Origin of the sequence: Salmonella sp. SAL04196 (assembly GCF_046550835.1) — a bacterium.
Classification (GTDB): domain Bacteria; phylum Pseudomonadota; class Gammaproteobacteria; order Enterobacterales; family Enterobacteriaceae; genus Salmonella; species Salmonella enterica.
In genome coordinates, this window is record NZ_JBGDXE010000002.1 from 504967 (window position 1) to 529797 (window position 24831).

Consider the following 24831-nt stretch of genomic DNA (forward strand, 5'->3'; position numbering starts at 1 on the left):
CCGATGCATCCGTAGCTCAGCTGGATAGAGTACTCGGCTACGAACCGAGCGGTCGGAGGTTCGAATCCTCCCGGATGCACCATCTCTTACTTGATACGGCTTTCACCGCGGTATCAATATCGGCAGTAAAGCAAGTTTTCCGATGCATCCGTAGCTCAGCTGGATAGAGTACTCGGCTACGAACCGAGCGGTCGGAGGTTCGAATCCTCCCGGATGCACCATATTCTCCGTACTTTCAGTGATGAAGATACGGATAAGATAGCGGTAATCACCGCTGGCACCAGGAAGGATAACGTTGCGTCAGCAACGGCCCGAAGGGCGAGCCGTAAGGCGAGTAATCCTCCCGGATGCACCATCTCTTAATTGATACGGCTTTCACCGCGGTATCAATATCAGCAGTAAAGCAAGTTTCCCAATGCATCCGTAGCTCAGCTGGATAGAGTACTCGGCTACGAACCGAGCGGTCGGAGGTTCGAATCCTCCCGGATGCACCATATTCTTCATACTTTCAGCGATGAAGATGCAGATAAGATAGCGGTAATCACCGCTGGCATCAGAAGGATAACGTTGCGTCAGCAACGGCCCATAAGGCGAATAATCCTCCCGGATACGTCACTGCCCTGCAATCGCTTTTCCCCTTATCCTGAATATACCTCTTCATCTCTATTAGCGACAAAATCAACCAATTGCGATAAAGTACTGTCTGGTTATTCGGTTTGCGAGAACACGATGTACGCACGTTATGCTGGTTTGATTTTTGATATGGACGGTACTCTCCTGGATACCGAACCCACGCATCGCAAAGCGTGGCGTGAGGTTTTGGGGCGCTATGGTCTTCGTTTTGATGAACAGGCAATGGTCGCGCTTAACGGTTCGCCAACCTGGCTTATCGCCCAGTCAATCATTGAGCTTAACCATGCCGATCTTGATCCCCTGTCACTGGCGCGTGAGAAAACCGACGCGGTAAAAAGCATCCTGCTGGACTGCGTAGAACCACTGCCGCTGGTTGAGGTGGTTAAAGCGTGGCATGGGCGGCGCCCCATGTCGGTCGGTACCGGTAGCGAAAGCGCTATCGCGGAAGCCTTGTTAGCGCATCTGGGGCTGCGTCGTTATTTTGATGCGGTTGTGGCGGCAGATCACGTACAGCATCACAAACCCGCGCCTGACACCTTCCTACTGTGCGCCCAGCGGATGGGCGTCATGCCGACGCAGTGCGTGGTATTTGAAGATGCCGATTTTGGTTTACAGGCGGCGCGGGCGGCGGGAATGGATGCCGTGGATGTTCGACTATTGTGAGTGACGGACTGTCGCTCCTGTCTCTGTTTGCCAGTAGTTTTCTCAGCGCAACGCTGTTACCCGGTAATTCTGAGGTGGTTTTGGTTGCTATGCTGGTCTCCGGCGTCAGTCATCCCTGGGTCTTAGTCTTAACAGCAACAATGGGTAATAGCCTTGGAGGGGTAACTAACGTTATTCTTGGGCGTTTCTTTCCGCTGCGCAAAACGTCGCGCTGGCAGGAAAAAGCGACTGGCTGGCTAAAGCGTTATGGCGCAGCCACACTATTATTAAGCTGGATGCCGGTCATCGGTGATTTGTTGTGCCTGTTAGCGGGATGGATGCGCATCCCGTGGGGGCGGACGATCTTTTTTTTGTGTCTTGGTAAGGCGCTGCGCTATGTTGCGCTCGCAGCGGCGACGGTTCAGGGCATGATGTGGTGGTAATAATTGTAGGTTTGGCATGTATGGCCGCCATTACAGTTATGCTTATTAAAACGATTTGGACAGGCGGGAGGTCAATTTGATCCCGGACGTATCACAGGCTCTGGCCTGGCTGGAAAAACATCCTCAGGCGTTAAAGGGGATACAGCGCGGGTTAGAGCGCGAAACGCTGCGTGTCAATGCTGATGGCACGCTGGCGACAACAGGTCATCCTGAAGCGTTAGGTTCAGCGCTGACCCATAAATGGATTACCACGGATTTTGCGGAAGCCCTGCTGGAGTTTATTACGCCAGTCGATGGCGATATCCAGCATATGCTCACTTTTATGCGCGATCTCCATCGGTATACGGCCAGGAAACTGGGCGATGAGCGGATGTGGCCATTAAGTATGCCCTGCTATATTGCGGAAGGGCAGGACATAGAGCTGGCGCAGTACGGCACATCAAATACCGGGCGCTTTAAGACGCTCTATCGCGAAGGGCTGAAAAATCGTTATGGCGCCTTGATGCAAACCATCTCCGGCGTACATTACAATTTTTCATTACCGATGGCGTTCTGGCAGGCGAAATGCGGCGTTACGGAAGGCGAAGCGGCAAAAGAAAAAATTTCTGCCGGCTATTTTCGTCTGATTCGCAACTATTACCGTTTTGGCTGGGTCATCCCCTATCTGTTTGGCGCGTCTCCGGCCATTTGTTCCTCTTTCCTGCAAGGAAAGCCAACCACATTACCGTTTGAAAAAACGGACTGCGGCATGTACTACCTGCCGTACGCGACGTCGCTACGTCTGAGCGATTTGGGTTATACCAATAAGTCGCAAAGCAATCTCGGAATTACGTTTAACGATTTGCATGAGTATGTGGCAGGTCTGAAGCGCGCGATTAAAACCCCTTCCGAGGAGTACGCGCGGATTGGTGTGGAAAAAGACGGTAAGCGGCTACAGATTAACAGCAACGTTCTGCAAATTGAAAATGAGCTGTACGCGCCCATTCGTCCCAAGCGCGTGACGCGCAGCGGCGAATCGCCTTCTGACGCGCTTCTGCGTGGTGGTATTGAGTATATTGAAGTTCGTTCTCTCGATATTAACCCGTTCTCACCGATCGGCGTAGACGAGCAACAGGTGCGCTTCCTCGATCTGTTTATGGTCTGGTGCGTATTGGCCGATGCGCCGGAAATGAGTAGCGATGAGCTGTTATGTACGCGTACAAACTGGAATCGCGTTATTCTGGAAGGGCGTAAGCCGGGCCTGACGTTAGGCATTGGCTGTGAAACTGCGCAGTTCCCGCTGCCCAAAGTAGGGAAAGATCTCTTCCGCGATCTGAAACGCGTGGCGCAAACGCTGGACAGTATCCACGGGGGAGAGGAGTATCAAAAGGTGTGTGATGAGTTGGTCGCCTGCTTTGATAATCCTGAACTGACATTCTCCGCCCGGATCCTACGGTCTATGATTGATGAAGGCATTGGCGGCACCGGGAAAGCGTTCGGTGAGGCTTACCGTAATCTGTTACGCGAAGAGCCGCTGGAGATTTTACAGGAAGAAGAGTTTATTGCTGAACGTGACGCTTCAGTACGTCGTCAGCAGGAGATTGAGGCGGCGGATACCGAGCCGTTTGCCGCGTGGCTTGCGAAACACGCCTGACCCAAAAGAAAAAGGCCACTCACGGAGTGGCCAAAATTTCATCGCTGAAAACAGGGATGATGATAACAAATGCGCGTCTTTCATATACTCAGACTCGCCCCGGAACAAAGAGTTCAGTTTATTTTTAAAAAATTATCGGAGGTGACTAAATGCCATTATTAGATAGCTTCGCAGTCGATCATACCCGGATGCAAGCGCCGGCGGTCCGGGTTGCAAAAACGATGAACACCCCGCATGGCGACGCAATCACCGTGTTTGATCTGCGTTTTTGCATTCCGAACAAAGAAGTGATGCCGGAAAAAGGGATTCATACGCTTGAGCATCTGTTTGCTGGCTTTATGCGCGACCACCTCAACGGTAACGGCGTTGAGATTATCGATATCTCGCCGATGGGCTGCCGTACCGGTTTCTACATGAGCCTGATTGGCACGCCGGACGAGCAGCGTGTTGCCGACGCGTGGAAAGCGGCGATGGCGGATGTGCTGAAAGTGCAGGATCAAAACCAGATCCCGGAGCTGAACGTTTACCAGTGCGGTACGTATCAGATGCACTCGCTCAGTGAAGCGCAGGACATTGCCCGTCATATTCTGGAGCGTGATGTACGCGTGAACAGCAATAAAGAGCTGGCGCTACCGAAAGAAAAACTGCAGGAACTGCATATTTAGTCTTATTGGTAAGCGGTTCCAGTATTTAAATTAACCCCGGTTTATGGCCGGGATTTTTTATTGCTTAATATAATTTGCGTTTATTATATTTGCGGCGAGAATACGTTTTAAATTAAGTAATGCCTGGCCTGTTAAATAATAAAATGTGATCTGGCAAACAGAAAAGGCGGATAACTCACGATGCCAGAGTGTATTGATCACATAAACTAAAAATCATAAATAATTAATAGAAAAACATAATGGAATGCGCCAGATATCCAGGTAATAACAAGACTCTACTAATAGCCGGTCGATGGGGTTTTTAGCAAATCTTATCTGGTATACATCAAACTTAAGGGATAAAAAATGAAGGCTAAATATTTGGCGCTGATGATCGGTGCTTGCTTTTCTCATAACCTTTGGGCAGCGAATAATATCACTATTGAGCAGCGTCTGGCTGAACTGGAGCAACGTGTTGTTAATGCTGAAAAACGGGCATCCGATGCCGAGGCGCAAATTCGCTCGCTGAAACAGCAGCAGGTCGCCGCTACGCCGACGGTGAATGTCCAGTCCGCCGAGCCCATTGCAGCAGATAAAACGCCGCCGAAGCTGACCTTATCCGGATTCAGCGATATTAAGTTCTATGGCGATGTCGAATTTAATATGGATGCGGCAAGCCGTTCCGGTAGCCTGACCTCGATGAGAACGTCAGCGAATAAAGATTGGGCATCAGGAACCAATGAACGCTGGGATATTAACGGACGCCTGTTGCTGGGCTTTGATGGCTACCAGCGGCTGGACAACGGTAATTTTGCCGGATTCTCTGTACAGCCTCTGGCGGACCTGACCGGAAAAATGAACCTTGATGATGCCGTTTTCTTCTTTGGTCGTGAGAATGACTGGAAAATTAAGGTTGGTCGTTTTGAAGCCTACGATATGTTCCCGCTGAATCAGGATACGTTTATTGAATATTCGGGGAATACAGCGAACGATCTTTACAGTGACGGTTACGGCTATATCTATATGATGAAAGAAGGACGGGGACGTAGCGACAGTGGGGGTAACTTCCTGCTGAGTAAAACCATCGACAACTGGTATTTCGAAGTTAACACATTGCTGGAAAATGGCAGTACGTTATATACCGAGAAGCAGTACCATGGAATGGATTTAAGCAACGATAAAAACGTGGCTTACGTCCGTCCGGTTATCGCCTGGCAAAACGGGCGTTTTTCAACGGCGATAGCGATGGAAAGTAACGTCGTTAACAACGCCTATGGCTATTATGAGAATGGGAAGTGGATCGATCAGTCAGATCGTACGGGCTATGGTTTTACCATGACCTGGAATGGTCAAAAAACTGACCCGGAAGATGGCGCAGTGATTAACCTGAATACCGCCTATATGGATGCGACCGATGAGACAGATTTTACCGCTGGGGTGAATGCGCTGTGGCATCGATTTGAACTGGGTTATATCTATGCGCATAACAAAATCGAAGCCTTCAATGCTACCAATATCGATGCCGTTTGTGAGGACGATTGCTGGATCACCGATCCCGGCAATTATGATATTCACACTATTCATGCCTCATATTTATTCCCCAACGTGATGGATATGAAAAACTTTAACATCTACCTCGGTGCCTATGCTTCATGGGTAGAGGCCAATCCGAATAATGGCGATAACAGTGAAGATGCGCGTTACGGCGGGCGTCTGAGATTCAAATATTTCTTCTGATTGTTGGTCTACTAAAAAAGGGATCCGCAGATCCCTTTTATCAGATAGTTAGTGCGCGCCGCCACCGCCGCCGCCCGCACCGAAGGGCGGTTTGGCGAACCACACCAGGCCGAGCAGCACCAGGAAGATCCCCGCCGACATCCAGAAGATTTCGTTGGCGGAAATAATCAGCCCCTGATTCGTGATTTGCTGGGCTATCCAGCCTGACGCCTGTTGGTGCGTCATCCCTAAGCCTTCCAGTTTATCGTACATAGCCTGAGCGTTTGGATTATACGCCGTAATCGACTCGGTGAGCTGCGCATGGTGTAGCGACTCACGATCGGTCCACATAGTGGTGGTAATCGAGGTGCCGATGGAGCCCGCCAGCGTTCGCGTGAAGTTCGACAGGCTTGATGCCGCCGCCAGCCGTTCGGGCGGTAACCCGGAGAGCGTAATGGTGGTCAGCGGCATAAAGAAGCAGGCGACGGCAAATCCCTGAATAAACTGCGGCCATGCGGAAGCGCCGAAATCCATACCCGGTTCGAACGTCCAGGCGCGCCAGTAAAAACAGACGGCGTACATAATGAAGCTGAACGTGACCAGCCTGCGCATATCCAGTTTATGCGCGAAGCGTCCGATAATCGGCGACAAAATTACCGGAATAATACCGACTGGCGCCGACGCCAGACCTGCCCACGTTGCGGTATAGCCGTACACCTCTTGCAAAAGCTGCGGCAGTAGAACAATGGCGCCGAAATAGAGCATATAGGCAAGGCTGATGCACAAGCAGCCAATAGTGAAGTTACGCGATTTAAAAAGAGAAAGATCGACGATAGGGTGATCGTCGGTCAGTTCCCAGACGATCAGGAAACTGATGGCGATGACGGCGACCACGGTCAGGATGATAATTTCCTGCGAGGAGAACCAGTCCAGTTCTTTACCGCGGTCGAGCATAATTTGCAGGCTGCCGATGCCAATCACCAGTAACGCCAGCCCGACGGCGTCAATACGTCGCCGTTCGGTATGCGTTTCACGCCCGCGCAGCGTGTGTAACGTCATCAGGACGACGGCGATGCCAATCGGCACGTTGATGAAGAAAATCCATCCCCAGTGGTAATTATCACTGATATAGCCCCCCAGAATCGGGCCGCAAATCGGCGCGACAATGACGGTCATTGACCAGAGCGCCAGCGCAATGGAGCGCTTTGCAGGCGGATAGTTATTCAGCAACAGGCTTTGCGAGAGCGGAATCAGCGGCCCGGCGACCACGCCCTGCACCACGCGGAAGAAGATCAGCATATTCAGGCTGCTGGATACGCCACAGGCCCAGGAGGCCGCGGCAAAGGCGACCGTCGACCACATGAACAGTTTGACTTCGCCAAAACGTTTCGCCAGCCAGCCGGTTAAGGGAATCGAGATAGCGTTCGCCACCCCGAAAGAGGTGATAACCCATGTCCCCTGGCTTAGGGAAGAACCCAGGTTCCCGGCGATGGTCGGAATCGCCACGTTGGCAATGGTGGAGTCCAGCACCTGCATGAATGTCGCCAGCGACAGCGCGATCGTCATGATGACGAGCTGCGCGCCCTCCAGCGGTTTTTGCTGTTGCATCACACGCACCTCAGGATTAACCCGCGTTAGCCTGTACGATGTCGTCGATCAGTTTATTGACCGGCGCGAGATTAATTTCGCGTGCGTTACTTTCGGCAACCGGCGTCGTTCGTACCTGGCTGGCCAGTACCTGACCGTCGCGATTAGCGGTATCCACGGTGACCAGCGTCGATAAACCAATGCGCAGCGGATGTTGTTCTAACTGGCGGGCGTCCAGTTCGACGCGTACCGGCAGACGTTGAACCACTTTAATCCAGTTACCCGTCGCATTTTGCGCGGGCAGCAGGGAGAAGGCGCTGCCTGTCCCCATATCCAGACCGACGACTTTACCGGTGTATTTTACGTCGTCGCCATAAATGTCAGTAATAATCGTCACTGGCTGCCCAATGCGCATATTCGCTAATTGGGTTTCTTTAAAGTTAGCGTCCACCCACAGATCGGTTGCAGGCACCACAGCCATCAGCGGCGTGGTGGGGCTGATTTGCGCGCCAGGCTGGACGGCGCGGCGGGAGACATAACCAGTCATTGGGCTGACGATGCGAGTACGCTCCAGCGCCAGCCAGGCGTTACGCACTTCGGTCGCCGCTTGTTGAACCGCAGGCTGATCTTCCAGATTACTGTTGAGTATCATTGCCTGGTTGGCATTGTACTGTTGAATGGCAACATCCAGCTGTGCCTGCGCGCTGGCGACGGCATCGCGGGCGTGTTGCAACTCTTCACGGCCAATAAGATTGGCGTTACCCAGCGGCACACGACGGTTAAGGTCGCTTTGCGCTTGCGCCAGGGCGGTTTTTTGCACGTCGATATTCGCCTGCAACTGCTTGCTGTTAATCATCAACTGGTGCGTCTGACGCACGCTGGAGGCCAGCGCCGTTTTGGCTTTTTCAAACGCTTGTTTGGCGTCAGTCTGATCGAGCGTGACCAGAACATCGCCCTCTTTTACAAAGTCGGTGTTATCAGCCCAGACTTTCGTCACGCTGCCTGACACCTGCGCCATGATTTGAACCTGGTTCCCTGCCACGTAAGCATCATCTGTCTCTTCAATATGACGCAATACTAAAAACCAATAAATTCCATATGCCACGGCAATAATAACAAAGAGCAAGGTAAGAAGTAGCAGCGCTGTTTTGCGTTTGCCTTTCTTCTTAGCCGGTTGCTGCGGGGTTTGGATCTCCGCATTTGCGCTCATGTTGTTCTCCACGATCTTATTATTCACATCGGCTGAGCCGACCTGTTGTCAGAAAGGCCAGCAGTAACGCGTGCCGGCCTGTCCGCTTTCCTGTTATTAATCTGGATTTTTGAGCGGGTCGGCGCTTTAGCGCAGCGCCTCAAGAACAGTGCCTTCCTGCTCCATTTGATCAAGACGCGTCAGGAGTTTACGAGTGATGTGCTCAAGTTGATCTTTTTCGGCAGTGCTAAGTGATGACCAGAGTTGATGCAGACAATGATGCTGAGGCGGAAGCACTTCTTGCAAAAATGCCTGGCCTTTCTCCGTTAATTGCAGATGCAGGCAACGGCGGTCGTTATCGCTCTCACGACGCTCAATCCAGCCGCGTTTTTCCAGCTCATCTGCAATGCGTGTCGCATTGGTGCGAGATGAACCCAGCGCGCAGCTTAATTCAGACGGCTGAATACTGTGGTTTTCCTGAGACTCCAGCGTAATCAACGCCATAAACAACGTCTCGTTAATCCCTTGAGCCTTCAGCATCTTATTGCGGTTTTCCAGGAGCTTGCCTTGCATGTGCATACAAAGACGAGTCAAAAGAATTTCCTGATAAGGAAAGTCTTCGTGACGGCTGGCGCGAAATTTTAGCATTTGTTCAATGGGCGTAAACGAACTATCCATTTGGGCATGACCTCATTAATTTCAGCCGATATAGTAACGACAGTGACAAATAAAGTAAATGTATTATTAATACAAAATCATTCTTTCAGGCTATAAAGCAACCAATGATACGCAGACTGAGACGTCAACGGGAGCATTGGGCCCGGTAAAGCGCCGCCTGCGGCAAATCCAGGAATGACGAGAAAAGCGTGAGTGCCTGCATGAAAAAATCAGGAGAGAACGATAAGCGGGAGGGGCGAAAGCCGGGTAAACGGCCTTACAACCCGATGCAAAAGCCACCGGAATATCACGGATAGCTATCGGTGAACGACCTTCGAATCCTTGAACGGGCGCTATTGGCCTGGGAGCAGATGGGGATGCAGGGCTTTCCATAGAATTATATTATTCTTCACCGGTATAAAAATAACCATGATAAATGAATAGCATAACCTTAACAGACTGGGGAGCTCCTTAACACCCTAAGGAGCTTAAACAAAGGTAAACGCTCACTATCCGCTTAATTTACGGCTTCCTGTCGGTGAAAACCTCGCCACCAGACCAGTAAATTAAGTAAGGCTACCGTGACACCCGCCAGACAAACGCCGGCCCAGCCGGCATGTTGCCAGGCGGAGGCGGAAATCAGCGACCCTGCGGCGCCACCGATAAAGTAGCTGGTCATATAGCCGGCGGTGAGCCGGTTACGCGCATCCGGATGCAAACGATAGATGACCGTCTGATTGGTGATATGTACCCCCTGAACGGTGAGGTCCAGTACCAGAATGCCAATAATCAGCGCCAGTACCGAGGTGTGCCCAAGCCAGATAGCCAGCCAGGAGAGTAACAGCAGCAGTAAGCCGAACGTGGTGGTGAGGTGAGATTTACCTTTATCGGCAAATCCGCCCGCCGGACGCGCGCCTAAAGCACCGGCGGCCCCCGCCAGGCCAAACAGGCCAATCATCCCCTCGGAATAGCTAAACGGCGGCGCGGCGAGCAAAAAGGCCATTGACGTCCAGAGGATGCTGAAATTAGCAAAGGTCAGGCAGCCCAGCATTGCGCGGGTACGCAGCAGCTTATCGTGAATAAACAGGCTGAATACAGAACCCAACAGTTGCGGGTAGTTAAGATGGGTGTCGGATTTGAGCTTTGGCAGTCCGCGCCATAACGCGACGGCCATCAGCGCCATCAGCGCCGACGCTACCCAAAATACGGTGCGCCAACCGCCGAGGTTTGCCAGCAGTCCGGCGACCGTTCGCGCCAGCAGGATCCCCAGCAACAGGCCGCTCATAATGGTGCCGACCACTTTACCGCGGGTGACGGGCGTCGCAAGCGTGGCGGCCAGCGGAACCAGAATCTGCGCCACCACGGAGAACAGTCCGGTTAAGGCCGTTCCGAGTATCATCATGCTAAGCGACTGACTGCTGGCGGTGATTAGCATTCCGCCAGCCGCCAGCAACGTCATGGAGACAATCAGCGTTCGGCGTTCAAACATGTCGCCAAGCGGCACCAGAAACAACAGGCCAGCGGCATAGCCCAACTGCGCGGCGGTAACGATAAACCCTGCGGAGCTGGCGGAAAGCGAAAAGTGATGCGCGATGGTATCAAGCAGCGGCTGGGCGTAGTAGTTGCTGGCGACCGCCAGACCCGTGGCCACAGACATTAAAACGATCAGCGCCGGGCTAAGCCCATGAGTGGGTTTCGTCATGATGGTAATCGTGATTCAGATAATTATTTCCTGGGAAAACAATCATAGCGGATGTTGATGAATAAAGGGGAACGGTGACGTGATGAATCGTGCGCTTTGAGGAGAGATTGCGTTGGCCGGATAGCAGCGCATGAACTGCGCCTTATCCGGCATAAAAAACGATCTTATTTCTGCGCGGCCAGCGCTTCTTTCACCCAGCCGTCAAACTGCTGCTGGTGGGCGTTGATCCAGCCGTCCACATGGCCCTGAACATCGGCTTCAGACGATTTACCGGCATGCATCATGGCGTTCTGCGCGTTGATATCCGCCAGCGGCAGCTTCATGATGGCGAACAGTTTCGCCGCCGCCGGGTTTTTCTCCGCCCATGCCTTATTGGCGACAATATGCATGGTATTAACCGGGAACCCATAGTTCGCGCCGTTCGGCAGTTTAGTATCAATATTTTTCTGTTCGCCCGGCAGGGAGGAGAACGGCACCTGTAGCCAGACGACATCTTTACCCGGCTTCATTACGTCGCTCACCCAGTACGGGGTCCAGGTGTAATACAGCACCGGCTTGCCTTCTTTAAAACGGGTAATGGTATCAGCCATCATCGCCGCATAGTTACCGTGGCTGACCTCAACGGTTTTTTGCAGATCAAACGCTTTATTCTGGTGATTGATCACGGCTTCGCAGCCCCAGCCCGGCGAGCAGCCCATCATGTCCGCTTTTCCGTCGCCATTGGTATCGAAGATTTTGGCGATTTTCGGATCTTTTAGCTGAGCGATATTGGTGATGTTGTACTGCTCGGCGGTTTTTTTATCGATCAGATAGCCCTGCGCAGCGCCGGAGACGAAGACACCCTCGCGGTAAAACTTTTTGTCTCCGCCTGCTGCGGCATACATATCATCATGCAGCGGCTGCCAGTTCACGGCGGTAAACGTCGCATCGCCAGAGGCGATGGAGGTATAGCCTACGTTGTAATCGACTTCACTCGGCTTATTTACGGTATAACCCAACTTTTCCAGCGCCCGGCTGACCAGTAACGTCTGGAAGGACTCTTCAGAAATCGTGCTTTGGATTGGTTGGACGGTAATGCCTTTGCCAGGCAGGTCGGCAGCGAAAGCGCTGGCGGTGACAAGGGTGGCAAACGCTGAGGCAAATATCACAGTATGTCGCATCGTTGTTCCTTTAATTATGGTAGGGAGTTGTAAGCCCGGTAAGCGCAATGTCACCGGGCGTCAGGAGAGTTACTTAACGAAAGGGCGGGTGATTAGCCCAACAGGACCGGTGGTATACCAGCGACGGTTACCGCGGCTACGCGAGTCGCGCCCGACGGCCTGCGTCAGACGGTCCAGAATGATGGCGAGAATCACAATGCCGACGCCGCCCACGGTTGCCAGCCCCATATCAAGACGACCAATGCCGCGTAATACCATCTGGCCAAGCCCGCCGACCGCAATCATCGAGGCGATGACGACCATTGAGAGAGCCAGCATCAGCGTCTGATTAACGCCTGCCATAATGGTGGGCATCGCCAGCGGTAGTTGCACTTTGAACAACATTTGGCGCGGGCTGGCGCCGAACGAGCGCGACGCTTCAATTAAGTCGGCAGGCACCTGGTTAATGCCCAGGATCGTCAGGCGTATAATCGGCGGTAGAGCAAAAATAATCGTCACCACCACGCCCGGCACGTTACCGATGCCGAATAACATGACAATCGGCACCAGATAGACAAACGCGGGCGTGGTCTGCATCGCATCCAGCAGCGGACGAACTATTTTGGCTGCGCGCGGGCTGCGCGCCAGCCAGATTCCCATCGGTAATCCGATCACGACGCAGAACAACAGGGCGGTCAACACCAGCGCCAGGGTAATCATCGCCTGCGACCAGGCACCGATCGCGCCGATCGCGATCAGCGATATCAGCGTTGCGATCCCCATGCCCACGCCGGAAACCTGCCAGGCAATCAGCGCAAAGAGAATAATCGCCACAGGGGCGGGCATTCCCAGCAGCAGTTGCTGAAAGCCGTTAAGAATGTAATCCACCGGCACACGAATCCCCTGAAAAAGGGGACGGAAATGGGTGACGACCCAGTCGATTCCCTCTGTGACCCAGCTATCCAGCGGGATCAGCGTCTTATGGAACGGGTCCAGAAGAGAAAAGTGTTCAGGGGCTGGCGCGGGCGCGCTGTTCAACCAGTCGGTACTGCCGCCGTCCGTGGCTACGCCTGCCGGTGTTCCCCAGGCATCAGCCGTTTGCGTCGTAGTATCGGCCACCTGTGCGGTATCCCACGGATTCGTTTGATCAGCCATTGTTACCCCCCTCGCGATCTAAAGCCTGTAGCAACATACGTTTTGAAATAATGCCAACATACTGGTGTTCTTCATCGACAACCGGCACCGCGCAGGGCGCCTGGCCGACGTGAGAGAGCAACTCGCTGAGTGGGGTTTGCGCATCAACGACTAAAGGGTCGTCGATAAGCGCCGCTTCAATCCCTTGCGCCTGGCTTAATGCCGCTTTTAATGAGTCGATGGACACGACGCCCACGAATTTATTGCCACGCTCAATGACGTAACCATATTCACGGTCTTCATCCTGTAATAATTTCAGTGCCGAACGGGGACCAAAACCTGGCGTTTTACGAATTAATCCGACCGGACTGCGACGGGCAATATCTTTGGCGCTAAAGACCTGACTAATATCCACGCCACGGAAGAACGTGCGGACATAATCATTTGCCGGATTATTCAGGATCTCATCCGGCGTACCAACCTGTACGACCTCGCCATTTTGCATGATGGCAATCCTGTCGCCAATACGCATAGCCTCATCAAGATCGTGGGAAATAAAGACAATGGTGCGCTGATGTTTCGCCTGTAATTTCACCAGCTCATCCTGCATTTCGGTACGAATTAATGGATCGAGGGCGGAAAATGCTTCATCCATTAATAAGATATCAGGGTTGATTGCCAGCGCGCGGGCAAGCCCAACACGCTGACGCATCCCACCGGAAAGTTCATCCGGGTAGGCGTGAGCGTAATTCTCAAGCCCTACCTGACGCAAGGCGTCCAGCGCTTTTTCGCGACGCTCTTGCGCCGCGATGCCCGCTAATTCCATACCGAATGCCGTATTATCCAGCACGGTCATATGCGGCATGAGCGCAAATGACTGGAAGACCATCGCAATCTTTTTCCTGCGCACCTCGCGAAGCTCAGCGTCTGATATTTTGGCAATATCAACACCGTCAATCAGTACCTGCCCGCGGGTGGGTTCAATCAGGCGATTGAGAAGGCGTACCATTGTGGATTTACCCGAGCCGGATAATCCCATGATGACAAATATCTCGCCTTCTTCAATGGCCAGACTGGCGTCTTTAACGCCAAGCGATAGCCCCGTTTTTTCCAGTATTTGCTCTTTCGATAGTCCCTTTTCAATATATTTGAAGGCACGCTGCGGATGCTCTCCAAATATTTTATACAGATTCTTCACTTCTAATTTAATTGCCATGCAATAGAATGATTCCTGTTATTTACTTATGTCGATATGTTACCTGATAGAAATAGTTACCTTTTTCTACCCTAACATACTCAGAATCTGAGACAACCCTGAATTTGCTTCTGGCATGAATATTGCGAGGTTCTATCGGCTGTGATTTCCCATGATATAAGGGCTGAACGCGAATGGAGAGGGAGAGATATTTTTTGGGACAACCAGCAAAAATCCACCTGAATTGGGGGAATCCAGGTGAATAATCTCACTCGTATTGAGTGTAGGACATGTTGTAATATTTGCGCGATTTAACCCGCTATTGCTTGAAATAAAGGCATGGGGAATGTAACGTTATTTCCCATGCCCGTAAGGTTAAAAATTCCAGTCTTCGTCTTCGGTTTCGACTGTTTTCCCCATCACATAAGATGAACCTGAGCCGGAAAAGAAATCATGGTTTTCGTCGGCATTCGGCGAGAGCGCGGCAAGGATTGCGGGATTCACGTCTGCCATCTCCGGCGGAAATAACGCCTCATAACCCAGGTTCATTAAGGCTTTATTGGCGTTGTAGCACAAGAAGGCTTTGACGTCGTTAACCCAGCCGGTTTCCGCATATAATGCTTCTGTGTAGCGGATTTCGTTGTCGTACAGTTCCATTAACAAATCCAGCGCGAAAAGCTTTAACTCTTCACGCTCGATTGCCGATAGTTTTTGTAGCGCTATCTGATACTTATAGCCAATATAATAACCGTGAACCGCTTCATCGCGAATGATTAAACGAATCAGGTCGGCAGTGTTCGTGAGCTTACCGCGGCTGGAGAAATACATCGGTAGCCAGAAGCCGGAATAGAACAGAAAAGACTCTAAAAAGACGCTGGCAATCTTTTTCTTTAGCGGTTCATCGCTGACGTAATGAGCCAAAATAATCTGCGCCTTACGCTGTAGCGGCGGGTTTTCTTCGCTCCAGGCGTAGGCGGCATCAACCTCTTTTGTCTGGCACAGCGTGGAAAAAATAGAACTGTAAGAGCGGGCGTGTACCGCTTCCATAAAGCTGATGTTCGACAGTACTGCCTCTTCATGCGGCGTGATGGCATCTGCCATTAACGACGGCGCGCCTGCGATGTTCTGGATAGTGTCAAGCAGCGTAAGACCCGTAAACACGCGAATGGTGAGCTGCTGTTCGGCGGCGCTCAGCGTCTGCCAGGCCGGAATATCATTCGATAACGGCACTTTTTCCGGCAGCCAGAAGTTACTGGTCAGCCGGTTCCACACCTCCAGATCTTTGTCGTCCTGGATCTTGTTCCAGTTGATGGCGCTAATACGAGATAATTTCATATGGCTTTCCTTATAGCGCGCAGGATACGCAGCCTTCAATTTCAGTACCTTCCAGCGCCAACTGGCGAAGCCGGATGTAATACAGTGACTTAATACCTTTTCGCCAGGCATAGATCTGCGCCTTGTTGATATCGCGGGTCGTGGCGGTATCGGGGAAAAACAGGGTGAGCGACAGCCCTTGATCGACGTGGCGCGTGGCCTCGGCATAGGTATCAATAATTTTTTCCGGACCGATATCGTAAGCATCCTGATACATGTCCAGATTTTCATTGGTCATAAACGGCGCGGGGTAATACACACGCCCGGTTTTGCCCTCTTTGCGAATCTCAATTTTGGCCACAATCGGATGAATGCTGGAGGTCGCATGATTAATGTAAGAAATCGAACCGGTCGGCGGCACCGCCTGCAAATTTTGGTTATAGATGCCATAGCGCATCACATCGTCGCGCAGCTTTAGCCACATTTCTCGTGTGGGCAGCGTAATGCCGCTGCGGGCAAATAGCGCCCTGACTTTCGCTGTTTTCGGTTGCCAGTCGTCCTGTAAATACTGCGTAAAATAGTCGCCGCTGGCATAGCGCGACTGCGCAAATCCGGCGAAGGTTTTGCCGCGTTCGCGGGCCAGCCGCATTGAAGTATGCACGGCATGCCAGGTAATGGTGTAAAAATAGAGATTGGTGAAATCCAACGCCTCCGGCGAACCGTAGGCAATGCCTTCTCTCGCCAGATAGCCATGCAGATTCATCTGGCCCAGACCGATGGCATGAGAGGCGGCATTACCGGTGGCTATTGAGGGCACGCTGCGTATATGGCTCATGTCAGACACCGCCGTCAGGCCGCGAATAGCGGTTTCTACGGTACGGCCAATGTCCGGTGAATCCATGACGTGAGCGATATTCAGCGAGCCGAGATTGCAGGAGATGTCATGCCCGATGTGGGTATAGTCAAGGTTATCGTCGTAACGGGAGGCGCTATTGACCTGTAAAATTTCCGAGCACAGGTTGCTCATATTAATGCGACCAGCAATGGGATTCGCGCGGTTTACCGTATCTTCAAACATGATGTAGGGATACCCGGATTCGAACTGAATCTCCGCCAGTGTTTGAAAAAAGTCACGGGCGTTAATATAGGTTTTACGCACGTGCGGATCGGCAATTAATTCATCGTACCGTTCGCTAATGGCGATATCGCCAAACGGTTTGCCGTAGCGTCGTTGTACGTCATAGGGCGAAAAGAGCGCCATTTGCGCGTTTTCTTTCGCCAGCCGGAAGGTGATATCCGGGATCACCACGCCGAGAGAGAGCGTTTTGATCCGGATTTTTTCGTCAGCATTTTCCCGTTTGGTATCCAGAAAACGCAGAATATCCGGGTGGTGCGCATGGAGATAAACCGCGCCGGCCCCCTGACGCGCGCCAAGCTGGTTGGCATACGAAAATGCGTCTTCCAGCATTTTCATCACCGGGATCACGCCGGAAGACTGATTCTCAATGCGTTTGATCGGCGCGCCCGCCTCGCGCAGATTGGAGAGTAAAAACGCGACGCCGCCGCCGCGTTTGGAGAGTTGCAGCGCCGAATTCACCGCTCGCCCGATCGACTCCATATTGTCTTCGATACGGAGCAGGAAGCAGGAGACCAGTTCCCCACGCTGCTGTTTACCGCAATTTAAAAAAGTCGGGGTAGCAGGCTGAAAGCGACCAGAAAGCATTTCATCGGTCAGTTGGGTGGCCAGCGTTTCGTCACCCTGCGCCAGCGTCAACGCCACCATTGTCACCCGATCTTCAAAGTGTTCCAGATAACGTTTGCCGTCGAAGGTTTTCAGCGTGTAACTGGTATAGAACTTCCAGGCGCCAAGAAACGTCTGGAAGCGAAAGCCGCTGGCGTGGGCGTGCTCGAACAGGCGGAGGACGAAGGCGCGGTCGTAACGCGCGAGGACAGCGTCATCGTAATACCCTTCCCGAACCAGCGTCTCCAGACGTTCATGCTGGCTGGCAAACGTCACGGAATGCGGGCGGACGTGGGCGGCAAAGAAGGCGTCGATCGCCTGCTGGTCCTTGTCGAACTGAATATGGCCTGCTTTATCATAAAGATTCAGCATCGCGTTCAGGGCGTGGTAATCCATGGTTTCCTGCATTACGCGCTCCGGGATAGTTGTTGCCAAAATTCATTTACTCCTTTTCGGACGTTATCGATGTCGCGTTGTGTGCCCATGAGCTCAAAGCGGTACAGCCAGGGAACGCCGCATTTTTGTGCTATCACATCGCCAGCGCATCCCCAGGCATCGCCGAAATTGCGATTACCGGAGGCGATAACACCGCGAATGCGCGCCCGGTTGTGTTCATCATTTAAAAAGCGGATCACCTGTCGCGGCACCGCACCGGCCATCCCGCCGCCGCCGTATGACGGCACAACCAGAATGTACGGTTCGTCTACCTGAATTCGCTCCCGTTCATTGAGCGGAATACGCGTGGCAGACAGCCCCAGACGCTGCATAAAACGGTGCGTATTTTCAGAGCTACTGGAGAAGTAGACGAGCGCGCTCATGCGTTTGCCGCGTGGGGTGTCGGGTGCAGACGGTTAATCATGTCCGGGCGGAAGCCAGACCAGCTCAAATCGCCCGCCATCACCACCGGTAATTGACGAAATCCTTGCGCCCGGAGCGTATCCGCTGCATCCGGCACCAGATCGACGTTCACCATCTCAAATTCAAATCCACGGCTTTCCATCGCCCGCTTTGTGGCGTGGCACTGAACACAGTTATTGCGAGTGTAAATAGTAATGCTCATGATTCGTATTTCCATTTAAAATGAGAAAACGGCGCGATGAAACGCGTCGGATTGTCGGATGTTGATACAGGAAATACTAGATGTAGTTGAATTAAGATTCAACCATACAAGATATGGGAATTTTCGATTGGTTTTAACGTCGCTGATGAACGCAGCGGGGTAGGGGCGGCATGGCTAATTTTTGCCGGATGGCGGCGTGAACACCCGATCCGGCCTGCAGGTTCACGCATAACAGAGTTGGCTGACATCAGCGCCATCCGGCAACAATGCGTCACATTCGCATACCGATCGCCAGACGGTTAAAGCAGTTCATTAAACCGATGGCGAAGGTCAGATCGCTGATTTCACGCGCGCTGAAATGATCGAGCAGCGGCAGGTAAACATTATCTTCGGCGTGGGTTTCAGCAATGTGCGTCACCGATTCCGCCCAGGCTAACGCCGCGCACTCTTGCTCGCTGAAATGGTGGCTTACCCGCCATCCTGCCAGCGCATCTAATTTAGCTTGATTTACGCCAGCCTTACGCAGCGCTTTGCTGTGCATCTCCAGGCAAAATGCACAGCCATTTATTTGCGAAACACGCAGGTAAATCAGCTCCATCAGAGTGAGGTCAAGCGTGCTCTTTTCCAGCGCGTTTTTCGCCTGCACCAGAGCGCTGTAAACCTCCGGGCTCAGTTCATAATAGGGTTGGCGTAACGTCGTCATCATGTTTCTCCTCGTGTTGATGACGAGCACTGTAGCACTATAATGGTCTGTAAAAGAGAGCCATATTTTTACAGAAAAAGCAGACCATATGCCGCGCTATCAACACATTGCTCGTCAGTTAAAAACGGCCATTGAGCAAGGAGAACTCGCGCCCGGAACGCGTTTGCCGTCCAGTCGGACGTGGGCGCAGGAACTGGGCGTTTCTCGCGCCACGGTGGAAAATGCCTATGGCGAGCTGGTGGCGCAGGGCTGGCTGGAGCGACGTGGCCAGGCAGGCACGTTTGTGAGCAACGCTCTACGGTTTGAGACGGCGCCGCCGATACCCGCTGTTTTTGCCGGAGAAAGTCCGGAACCGAAACCTTTTCAGATGGGGTTACCGGCGCTGGATCTCTTTCCGCGCGAGAAGTGGGCGCGAGTGATGGGGCGTCGGTTGCGCACGCAGACGCGCTTCGATCTGGCATTAGGCGACGTCTGCGGCGAGGCGATTTTGCGCCAGGCGATAGTCGATTACCTGCGGGTTTCGCGTAGCATTGAATGCCTGCCGGAACAGGTATTTATTACCTCCGGATATGCGGATTCTATGCGGCTGATCCTGCGTACATTGTCTGTGCCGGGAGACAGCATGTGGGTGGAAGATCCCGGCTTTCCGTTAATTCGCCCGGTGATAACGCAGGAGGGGATTACGCTGGCGCCGATTCCGGTCGATGCCGATGGGCTGAATGTCACGGCGGGGATGCGGGATTGCCCGCAGGGACGCTTTGCATTGGTGACGCCCGCCCACCAAAGTCCGTTGGGGGTGGCGCTGTCGTTAACTCGCCGACGGCAACTTCTGGCATGGGCGGCGAATGTGCAGGCCTGGATTATTGAAGATGACTACGACAGCGAATTTCGTTATCACGGTAAACCGCTTCCGCCGCTCAAGAGTCTGGATGCCCCGCAGCGAGTGATTTACGCCGGAACGTTCAGTAAGTCGCTCTTTCCGGCATTACGTACCGCCTGGCTGGTGGTGCCGATAAAGCAGATTGAGCATTTCCGCCAGCAGGCGTCGCTGATGCCCTGTAGCGTACCGTTGTTATGGCAGCACACGTTGGCTGATTTTATCCGTGATGGCCATTTCTGGCGACATCTGAAAAAGATGCGTCAACATTATGCTCAGCGACGGTTATGGATTGAAGAGGCGCTGGCAGAACAGGGATTTGTTGTGACATTACAGAAAGGCGGTATTCAATTGGTTATTGAGGTTGAAGGCGATGATAAAGCGCAGGTAGCGAAAGCGAATCAGGCCGGACTGGCGGTACAGGCGCTAAGCCGTTGGCGAGTGGTTTCATCAGGAAAGGGGGGCATTTTACTGTCGTTTACCAATATTACTTCCGCTGGCATGGCGAAACAGGTCGCATGGCAGCTGCGACAGGCGATACAGTAACCGTTTCGCCGAATGGCGCGACCTGGGCCTGCGGCAATGATGCAGGCCCAATAAAGTATGTCGCCATCCGGCAGCGCACGTCGTTAGCGACGCAGGCTGAGCAGCGCCCCGATAAAAATCCCTACCGCTGCGGCGGTTCCTACGCTACACCAGGGTTTTTCACGCACAAACGTATCCGCGCACCCCATCGCATCACAGGCGGCTTGTTTTACGCGAGTACGACCCTGCATCCGCGCCCGGGTCTCTTTCAACAACGCCTGTGCTTTACGTCGCGCAGCCTCGGCTTCGTCTTTCGCATCGCTTCCCCAGGATTTAAGGACATCTTCCAGACTGTCGGCTAATCGATTGACATCATTCTGAATATCCTGAACACCATCATCGACGTCGTTTCGGTTCGGTTTGTTAAGCATATGATCCTCCATTGATTTCGATGTAGCTTTCAGTGTAGTTCATATTTTTACCTGCTGAGGCTTGTTACGGCGATATCATGCGTTTCTGGACTTTTCTGAAAGCGTTGATAACGCGCTATCGGGTAAGGTAAGCCCGCAGTAAAAGAGAATGAGGATAAAATATGTATTTACGACCTGACGAGGTGGCGCGGGTACTGGAAAAGGCAGGGTTTACCGTCGATGTGGTGACGAATAAGACGTATGGTTATCGACGCGGCGAGAATTATGTTTATGTTAACCGCGAGGCGCGTATGGGGCGTACCGCGCTGATCATTCACCCCAGATTAAAAGACCGTAGCTCATCACTGGCTGACCCGGCTTCGGATATTAAAACCTGCGATCACTACCAAAATTTTCCGCTCTATTTAGGCGGCGAGACCCACGAACATTACGGTATTCCCCACGGCTTTAGCTCCCGAATAGCGTTAGAACGTTATCTGAACGGGCTTTTTGGCGACGAAAAAAGCGACTAAAAGCGCGACTGGCAATGCCAGTCGCGACGTTAACTTATGCCTTAGCCTGATGATAGCTGCTCACTTTAAACAGGCGACGACAATAATCCAGGAAGTAGCCATAAACCGCGCCCATTAACATTGAAACAACAATGTTTGAACTCACGGCGGCCACTATCTGATGCCAGCCGGCGCCGACGGTCAGTAAGATGATAATATAAACGGGTGACTGAAAGGTGACATAAGCCAATACATCCGCCAGGTTTTTGGCCCATCCCGCCGGGCTTGCCTTACGCGCGACGCGCATAATCAGATCGCGGTAAACGCCGTATGGCCATGCAATCAAAATGTTGACAGGTATCGCCACCAGCCTGGAAGAAAGCGACTGCTCAAAGCTCATTCCGGAGAGGAATATCTCGATCAACATGTTCACAACAGAACAGTAAACAACCATCGCAAACGTGTCTGCTACGGCATGACGCAAGCGTGACTGTGGAGAGAACATGTTAATGCTCCTTGTAGCGTATCGATCAGAATGAAGTGATGGTTGGTAGTGAAATCATAAAGCACTTTTGTCTTTGCATAGAGTATATCCCTATATAATAACTATCAACTAGTGTAATATTTTTATTTATAGGCTTTTTGTCGATAAAATACTCTACGATTGTGTGTTTTTTGCTCGCGGCGAGATTTTCGTTGTTGTTAGTCATTAATTACTTTTAAATCAATGCATTATAATGCATTGTTTTTCTGGCGATTTTCAGCCACATTCCAAATGTTGTCTGATGCGATCTATTCTCGGCTAACGGCACGCGCTCTACTTTTCTCAGCATAATTATAGCTATTGCAGGGTGATTTTTAGCATAAAGCTCTGATGATGATTTTTGAATGGTTAATCTATTATTGTGCTGAAATATTCACTTCTGTATAAGGTCAGCCACCGTGAGGGTCACCGTGGCTACTGAGATACGCAATACGCTATATATTCTATGGATTTCGAATTGCTTAAAGGCGGCAAGAGAGTGAGTCACCAGGCGCATAGATAACGATGTGACTGGGGTGAGCGGCAAATCTGCCGGGAGCAGATTTGAACGTCGCGTGCGACGGCCCGTCAGGGCGAGGCCCATGGATGGGCCGGGTAATCCGTAGCCAACACATAAGCAACTTGAAGTATGAAGGGTATAAACAGCTGAACGGGAAACCTACAGATATACCGTAGGCAGAATAACCTGAAATACACAGGGGGTAATGAATATAACCTTCTGGTTAACAGATTAATATAATTAATGGAGTTATACTGAGTATATCTGTATGAACTTTAGGATCTGGAAATATAATCAATAATCGCATACAATACCGCCTGTAATAGTTTTTTGTTTTCTGCGTTAAAAGGTTTTTATTGATATGAATTTGATGTTACAGAACTTAAATAATATCCGCACGCTGCGTGCTATGGCTCGCGAATTCTCCATTGACGTTCTTGAAGAAATGCTCGAAAAATTCAGGGTTGTCACTAAAGAAAGACGCGAAGAAGAAGAATTGCAGCAACGCCAGCTTGCCGAGAAGCAGGAGAAAATTAATGCCTTTCTGGAGCTGATGAAAGCAGACGGTATTAACCCGGAAGAGTTATTTGCCATGGATTCAGCAATGCCGCGTTCTGCTAAAAAGCGCCAGCCGCGTCCGGCAAAATATCGTTTTACTGATTTCAATGGCGAAGAAAAAACCTGGACCGGACAAGGTCGTACGCCTAAACCGATTGCCCAGGCGCTGGCGGCGGGGAAATCTCTGGATGATTTCTTAATCTAATCACGGATAACCTTTAACGGATGGCGCTTCGTTTCCTGTCTCTATTAACCGGGACTCAGGGAACGTTGCGCCATGCTCATTCTGATAAATCAGCACACGCCAAAATCGCCCTCTTCGCAATAGGGGGTGACATCTTCCGCTTTGAGGATCAATTTTTCGCCCTGCTCATTGCTGGCCTGTACCGCGACAATATGATCCTCGTTGACTTCAATCACTTTCAGTTTCGGCCCCCCCATTCGGGGCTGTACAAAATCGCCTGGTGTGAACATCACGCCCTCCTGTTGAACAATGCTATAAACCCGCCTTCAGTCTACTACACACTTACCGACGCGTGGTGAAGGTACCGCTTAATGAGTACGGGTATTCCAGGGCATTTTTTCCAGTAGTCGCGCCATTCCGCAGAAGCCGGTCATGCCTGCCAGCATTAACCCGGCCCCGACAAAACCGCTAATGAGGAAAAAGCCGCCGTGGACCGTATAGCCCAGAATCACCCCAAGCAACGTCAACCCGCCGGCGGCGATTTGCACCTGACGCATCAGTGGCAACGGTTGCGATTTGTCTTCTGTGACGGGCAATCCTGCCGCTTTCCATCCGTCGATACCGCCTTCCAGTAGACTGACCTGAGCAGGGGCGGCAATGGCCTGTAGTTTTGCTGCATTGCTGCTGGTTCGTTTACCGGACTGACAGTGAAAAATAATCTGTTCCGCTCGCAGGTTGGCGGGCAAATCGCCCTGTTCAAGCCGGGAAAGCGGCGCCAGTTGCGCATGTGGAATATGCTCGCGCAGATATTCATCGGCGTCGCGCACATCAATCAGTTTCGCGCCTTGCGCTATCAGCGCTTGCGCCTCACGGGGGGAAACTATCCCAATGGACATCGTGCCTCCTTATGGACAATAGAGATTCTTTAACGTGGCGATAATCGTATTAACCGCCTCATTTTTAATGAAATAGTGAATGCGCTGGGCATCGCGTTGACTATCAATCAGTCCTTCTTCCCGCATCCGCGCCAGATGTTGCGACGTCGCGGAGGGGCTTAGCCCGGTAATGCGCGCCAGTTCGCCTGCGCTGGTTTTTGGCGAACCGCAAAGCATACATAAAATCAGTAATCTTTTTGGGTGGCTCATCGCTTTGAGCAGGGCCGCCGCCTGTTCTGCGCTGGCCTGAAGTTGTTCAAGCTCTGTCATAGTTATTTAAGTATTTTCTAAATTTAGTTAATTCTAAAATAAACATCAACCTAATGCCAGCGTAAAGAGCGTAAAGGAGGGTAAAAGCGCGGCGCGCGACTGGCAGGCTCAGGTAAACTGACTATGCTTAGAGATAAAATCTCTTTTTAAACAATGACTAATTTTGCTTGTATGGAGTGTATATGGGTTTCTGGAGAATTGTATTTACGATTATTTTGCCTCCGCTCGGCGTACTTTTAGGAAAAGGGTTCGGTTGGGCATTTATCCTTAATATCCTGCTGACATTACTCGGATATATTCCGGGGCTTATCCACGCATTTTGGGTTCAGATGCGTCATTAATTACCGGCCACCGGCGGCGCATAAGCGCCGCTTATCAGGATAAC

At 51.8% G+C, this 24831-nt stretch carries 26 protein-coding genes and 3 tRNA genes; 12 read left to right on the plus strand and 17 right to left on the minus strand.

Going from position 1 to position 24831, the window contains the following annotated elements; genetic code table 11:
• Positions 1–5: 5 nt before the first annotated feature.
• The 8 genes from ACLJPE_RS11985 to ACLJPE_RS12020 all read left to right on the plus strand — a co-directional run bounded on the left by ACLJPE_RS11985 (position 6) and on the right by ACLJPE_RS12020 (position 5732).
• A tRNA-Arg gene (locus ACLJPE_RS11985) sits at positions 6–82 on the plus strand.
• A 62-nt stretch (positions 83–144) separates the two neighbouring features.
• Positions 145–221: transfer RNA gene (locus tag ACLJPE_RS11990), tRNA-Arg, on the plus strand.
• 196 nt (positions 222–417) lie between these two features.
• Positions 418–494: transfer RNA gene (locus ACLJPE_RS11995), tRNA-Arg, on the plus strand.
• A 235-nt stretch (positions 495–729) separates the two neighbouring features.
• Complete coding sequence (yqaB, locus tag ACLJPE_RS12000; protein WP_000271296.1) at positions 730–1296, plus strand: fructose-1-phosphate/6-phosphogluconate phosphatase; 567 nt, start codon at positions 730–732, stop codon at positions 1294–1296.
• Complete coding sequence (locus ACLJPE_RS12005; protein ID WP_001279499.1) at positions 1293–1718, plus strand: YqaA family protein; 426 nt, start codon at positions 1293–1295, stop codon at positions 1716–1718. The genes yqaB and ACLJPE_RS12005 overlap by 4 nt, the downstream gene beginning before the upstream one ends.
• Positions 1719–1794: 76 nt before the next feature.
• On the plus strand, positions 1795–3351 hold the full coding sequence (gshA, locus tag ACLJPE_RS12010) for a glutamate--cysteine ligase (RefSeq protein ID WP_000611821.1): 1557 nt from the start codon (positions 1795–1797) through the stop codon (positions 3349–3351).
• Positions 3352–3500: 149 nt separating this feature from the next.
• Complete coding sequence (gene luxS, locus ACLJPE_RS12015) at positions 3501–4016, plus strand: S-ribosylhomocysteine lyase (protein WP_001130194.1); 516 nt, start codon at positions 3501–3503, stop codon at positions 4014–4016.
• 345 nt (positions 4017–4361) lie between these two features.
• Positions 4362–5732 carry a carbohydrate porin gene (locus ACLJPE_RS12020; protein WP_000645133.1) on the plus strand — a complete coding sequence of 457 codons (1371 nt, stop codon included), beginning with the start codon at positions 4362–4364 and terminating at the stop codon, positions 5730–5732.
• A gap of 48 nt (positions 5733–5780) precedes the next feature.
• Here the strand turns inward: ACLJPE_RS12020 and emrB are convergent, their stop codons facing one another.
• The 12 genes from emrB to ACLJPE_RS12080 all read right to left on the minus strand — a co-directional run bounded on the left by emrB (position 5781) and on the right by ACLJPE_RS12080 (position 19132).
• The gene (gene emrB, locus ACLJPE_RS12025) at positions 5781–7319 is read right to left on the minus strand and encodes a multidrug efflux MFS transporter permease subunit EmrB (RefSeq protein ID WP_001187297.1); all 1539 of its coding nucleotides are present in this window, start codon (positions 7317–7319) and stop codon (positions 5781–5783) included.
• A gap of 16 nt (positions 7320–7335) precedes the next feature.
• The gene (emrA, locus tag ACLJPE_RS12030; RefSeq protein WP_001275602.1) at positions 7336–8508 is read right to left on the minus strand and encodes a multidrug efflux MFS transporter periplasmic adaptor subunit EmrA; all 1173 of its coding nucleotides are present in this window, start codon (positions 8506–8508) and stop codon (positions 7336–7338) included.
• Between the two features lie 126 nt (positions 8509–8634).
• On the minus strand, positions 8635–9165 hold the full coding sequence (mprA, locus tag ACLJPE_RS12035; RefSeq protein ID WP_000378431.1) for a transcriptional repressor MprA: 531 nt from the start codon (positions 9163–9165) through the stop codon (positions 8635–8637).
• 496 nt (positions 9166–9661) lie between these two features.
• Positions 9662–10846, minus strand: a complete 1185-nt coding sequence (locus ACLJPE_RS12040) for an MFS transporter (RefSeq protein ID WP_039512720.1) — start codon at positions 10844–10846, stop codon at positions 9662–9664.
• Positions 10847–11010: 164 nt separating this feature from the next.
• Positions 11011–12006, minus strand: coding sequence for a glycine betaine/L-proline ABC transporter substrate-binding protein ProX (gene proX / locus ACLJPE_RS12045; RefSeq protein ID WP_001216613.1), 996 nt, complete (start codon positions 12004–12006; stop codon positions 11011–11013).
• A gap of 69 nt (positions 12007–12075) precedes the next feature.
• Entirely contained in the window at positions 12076–13140 is a 1065-nt protein-coding gene (gene proW, locus ACLJPE_RS12050; RefSeq protein ID WP_000775021.1) for a glycine betaine/L-proline ABC transporter permease ProW, read from the minus strand.
• Positions 13133–14335: a glycine betaine/L-proline ABC transporter ATP-binding protein ProV gene (gene proV / locus ACLJPE_RS12055; RefSeq protein ID WP_000985529.1), complete on the minus strand. Its 1203-nt coding sequence runs from the start codon at positions 14333–14335 to the stop codon at positions 13133–13135. Before proV ends, proW begins: the two co-directional genes overlap by 8 nt.
• Positions 14336–14689: 354 nt before the next feature.
• A complete protein-coding gene (gene nrdF, locus ACLJPE_RS12060; RefSeq protein ID WP_000777903.1) occupies positions 14690–15649 on the minus strand; it encodes a class 1b ribonucleoside-diphosphate reductase subunit beta in 960 nt (319 codons plus the stop codon).
• A gap of 10 nt (positions 15650–15659) precedes the next feature.
• The gene (nrdE, locus tag ACLJPE_RS12065) at positions 15660–17777 is read right to left on the minus strand and encodes a class 1b ribonucleoside-diphosphate reductase subunit alpha (protein WP_371245649.1); all 2118 of its coding nucleotides are present in this window, start codon (positions 17775–17777) and stop codon (positions 15660–15662) included.
• Positions 17777–18187, minus strand: a complete 411-nt coding sequence (gene nrdI, locus ACLJPE_RS12070; protein WP_039512715.1) for a class Ib ribonucleoside-diphosphate reductase assembly flavoprotein NrdI — start codon at positions 18185–18187, stop codon at positions 17777–17779. The genes nrdE and nrdI overlap by 1 nt, the downstream gene beginning before the upstream one ends.
• Complete coding sequence (gene nrdH / locus ACLJPE_RS12075; RefSeq protein WP_000028870.1) at positions 18184–18429, minus strand: glutaredoxin-like protein NrdH; 246 nt, start codon at positions 18427–18429, stop codon at positions 18184–18186. The genes nrdI and nrdH overlap by 4 nt, the downstream gene beginning before the upstream one ends.
• A gap of 271 nt (positions 18430–18700) precedes the next feature.
• The gene (locus tag ACLJPE_RS12080) at positions 18701–19132 is read right to left on the minus strand and encodes a carboxymuconolactone decarboxylase family protein (protein WP_000209807.1); all 432 of its coding nucleotides are present in this window, start codon (positions 19130–19132) and stop codon (positions 18701–18703) included.
• 88 nt (positions 19133–19220) lie between these two features.
• On the opposite strand from ACLJPE_RS12080, the gene ACLJPE_RS12085 reads away from it, so the two are divergent.
• Positions 19221–20555: a PLP-dependent aminotransferase family protein gene (locus tag ACLJPE_RS12085; protein ID WP_001528710.1), complete on the plus strand. Its 1335-nt coding sequence runs from the start codon at positions 19221–19223 to the stop codon at positions 20553–20555.
• 83 nt (positions 20556–20638) lie between these two features.
• Here ACLJPE_RS12085 and ACLJPE_RS12090 read toward each other — a convergent pair whose 3' ends face one another.
• The gene (locus tag ACLJPE_RS12090) at positions 20639–20965 is read right to left on the minus strand and encodes a DUF883 domain-containing protein (protein ID WP_001519557.1); all 327 of its coding nucleotides are present in this window, start codon (positions 20963–20965) and stop codon (positions 20639–20641) included.
• 161 nt (positions 20966–21126) lie between these two features.
• Between ACLJPE_RS12090 and ACLJPE_RS12095 the strand changes: the two genes are divergently transcribed.
• On the plus strand, positions 21127–21477 hold the full coding sequence (locus tag ACLJPE_RS12095) for a DUF2002 family protein (protein ID WP_000281304.1): 351 nt from the start codon (positions 21127–21129) through the stop codon (positions 21475–21477).
• A 34-nt stretch (positions 21478–21511) separates the two neighbouring features.
• Here the strand turns inward: ACLJPE_RS12095 and alaE are convergent, their stop codons facing one another.
• Positions 21512–21961, minus strand: a complete 450-nt coding sequence (gene alaE / locus ACLJPE_RS12100; RefSeq protein ID WP_000492669.1) for an L-alanine exporter AlaE — start codon at positions 21959–21961, stop codon at positions 21512–21514.
• Positions 21962–22860: 899 nt separating this feature from the next.
• Here alaE and stpA point away from each other — a divergent pair.
• A complete protein-coding gene (stpA, locus tag ACLJPE_RS12105; protein WP_001051100.1) occupies positions 22861–23262 on the plus strand; it encodes a DNA-binding protein StpA in 402 nt (133 codons plus the stop codon).
• 89 nt (positions 23263–23351) lie between these two features.
• On the opposite strand, the gene ACLJPE_RS12110 is transcribed toward stpA, so the two are convergent.
• The 3 genes from ACLJPE_RS12110 to ACLJPE_RS12120 all read right to left on the minus strand — a co-directional run bounded on the left by ACLJPE_RS12110 (position 23352) and on the right by ACLJPE_RS12120 (position 24446).
• Positions 23352–23531 (minus strand): hypothetical protein, encoded by a 180-nt coding sequence (locus tag ACLJPE_RS12110; protein ID WP_000494935.1) that lies wholly within the window; start codon positions 23529–23531, stop codon positions 23352–23354.
• Positions 23532–23609: 78 nt separating this feature from the next.
• Positions 23610–24137: a rhodanese family protein gene (locus ACLJPE_RS12115; protein WP_000022011.1), complete on the minus strand. Its 528-nt coding sequence runs from the start codon at positions 24135–24137 to the stop codon at positions 23610–23612.
• Between the two features lie 9 nt (positions 24138–24146).
• Positions 24147–24446: an ArsR/SmtB family transcription factor gene (locus ACLJPE_RS12120; RefSeq protein ID WP_000137432.1), complete on the minus strand. Its 300-nt coding sequence runs from the start codon at positions 24444–24446 to the stop codon at positions 24147–24149.
• A gap of 182 nt (positions 24447–24628) precedes the next feature.
• On the opposite strand from ACLJPE_RS12120, the gene ACLJPE_RS12125 reads away from it, so the two are divergent.
• Complete coding sequence (locus ACLJPE_RS12125; RefSeq protein WP_000508175.1) at positions 24629–24787, plus strand: YqaE/Pmp3 family membrane protein; 159 nt, start codon at positions 24629–24631, stop codon at positions 24785–24787.
• The last annotated feature ends 44 nt before the right edge of the window (positions 24788–24831 follow it).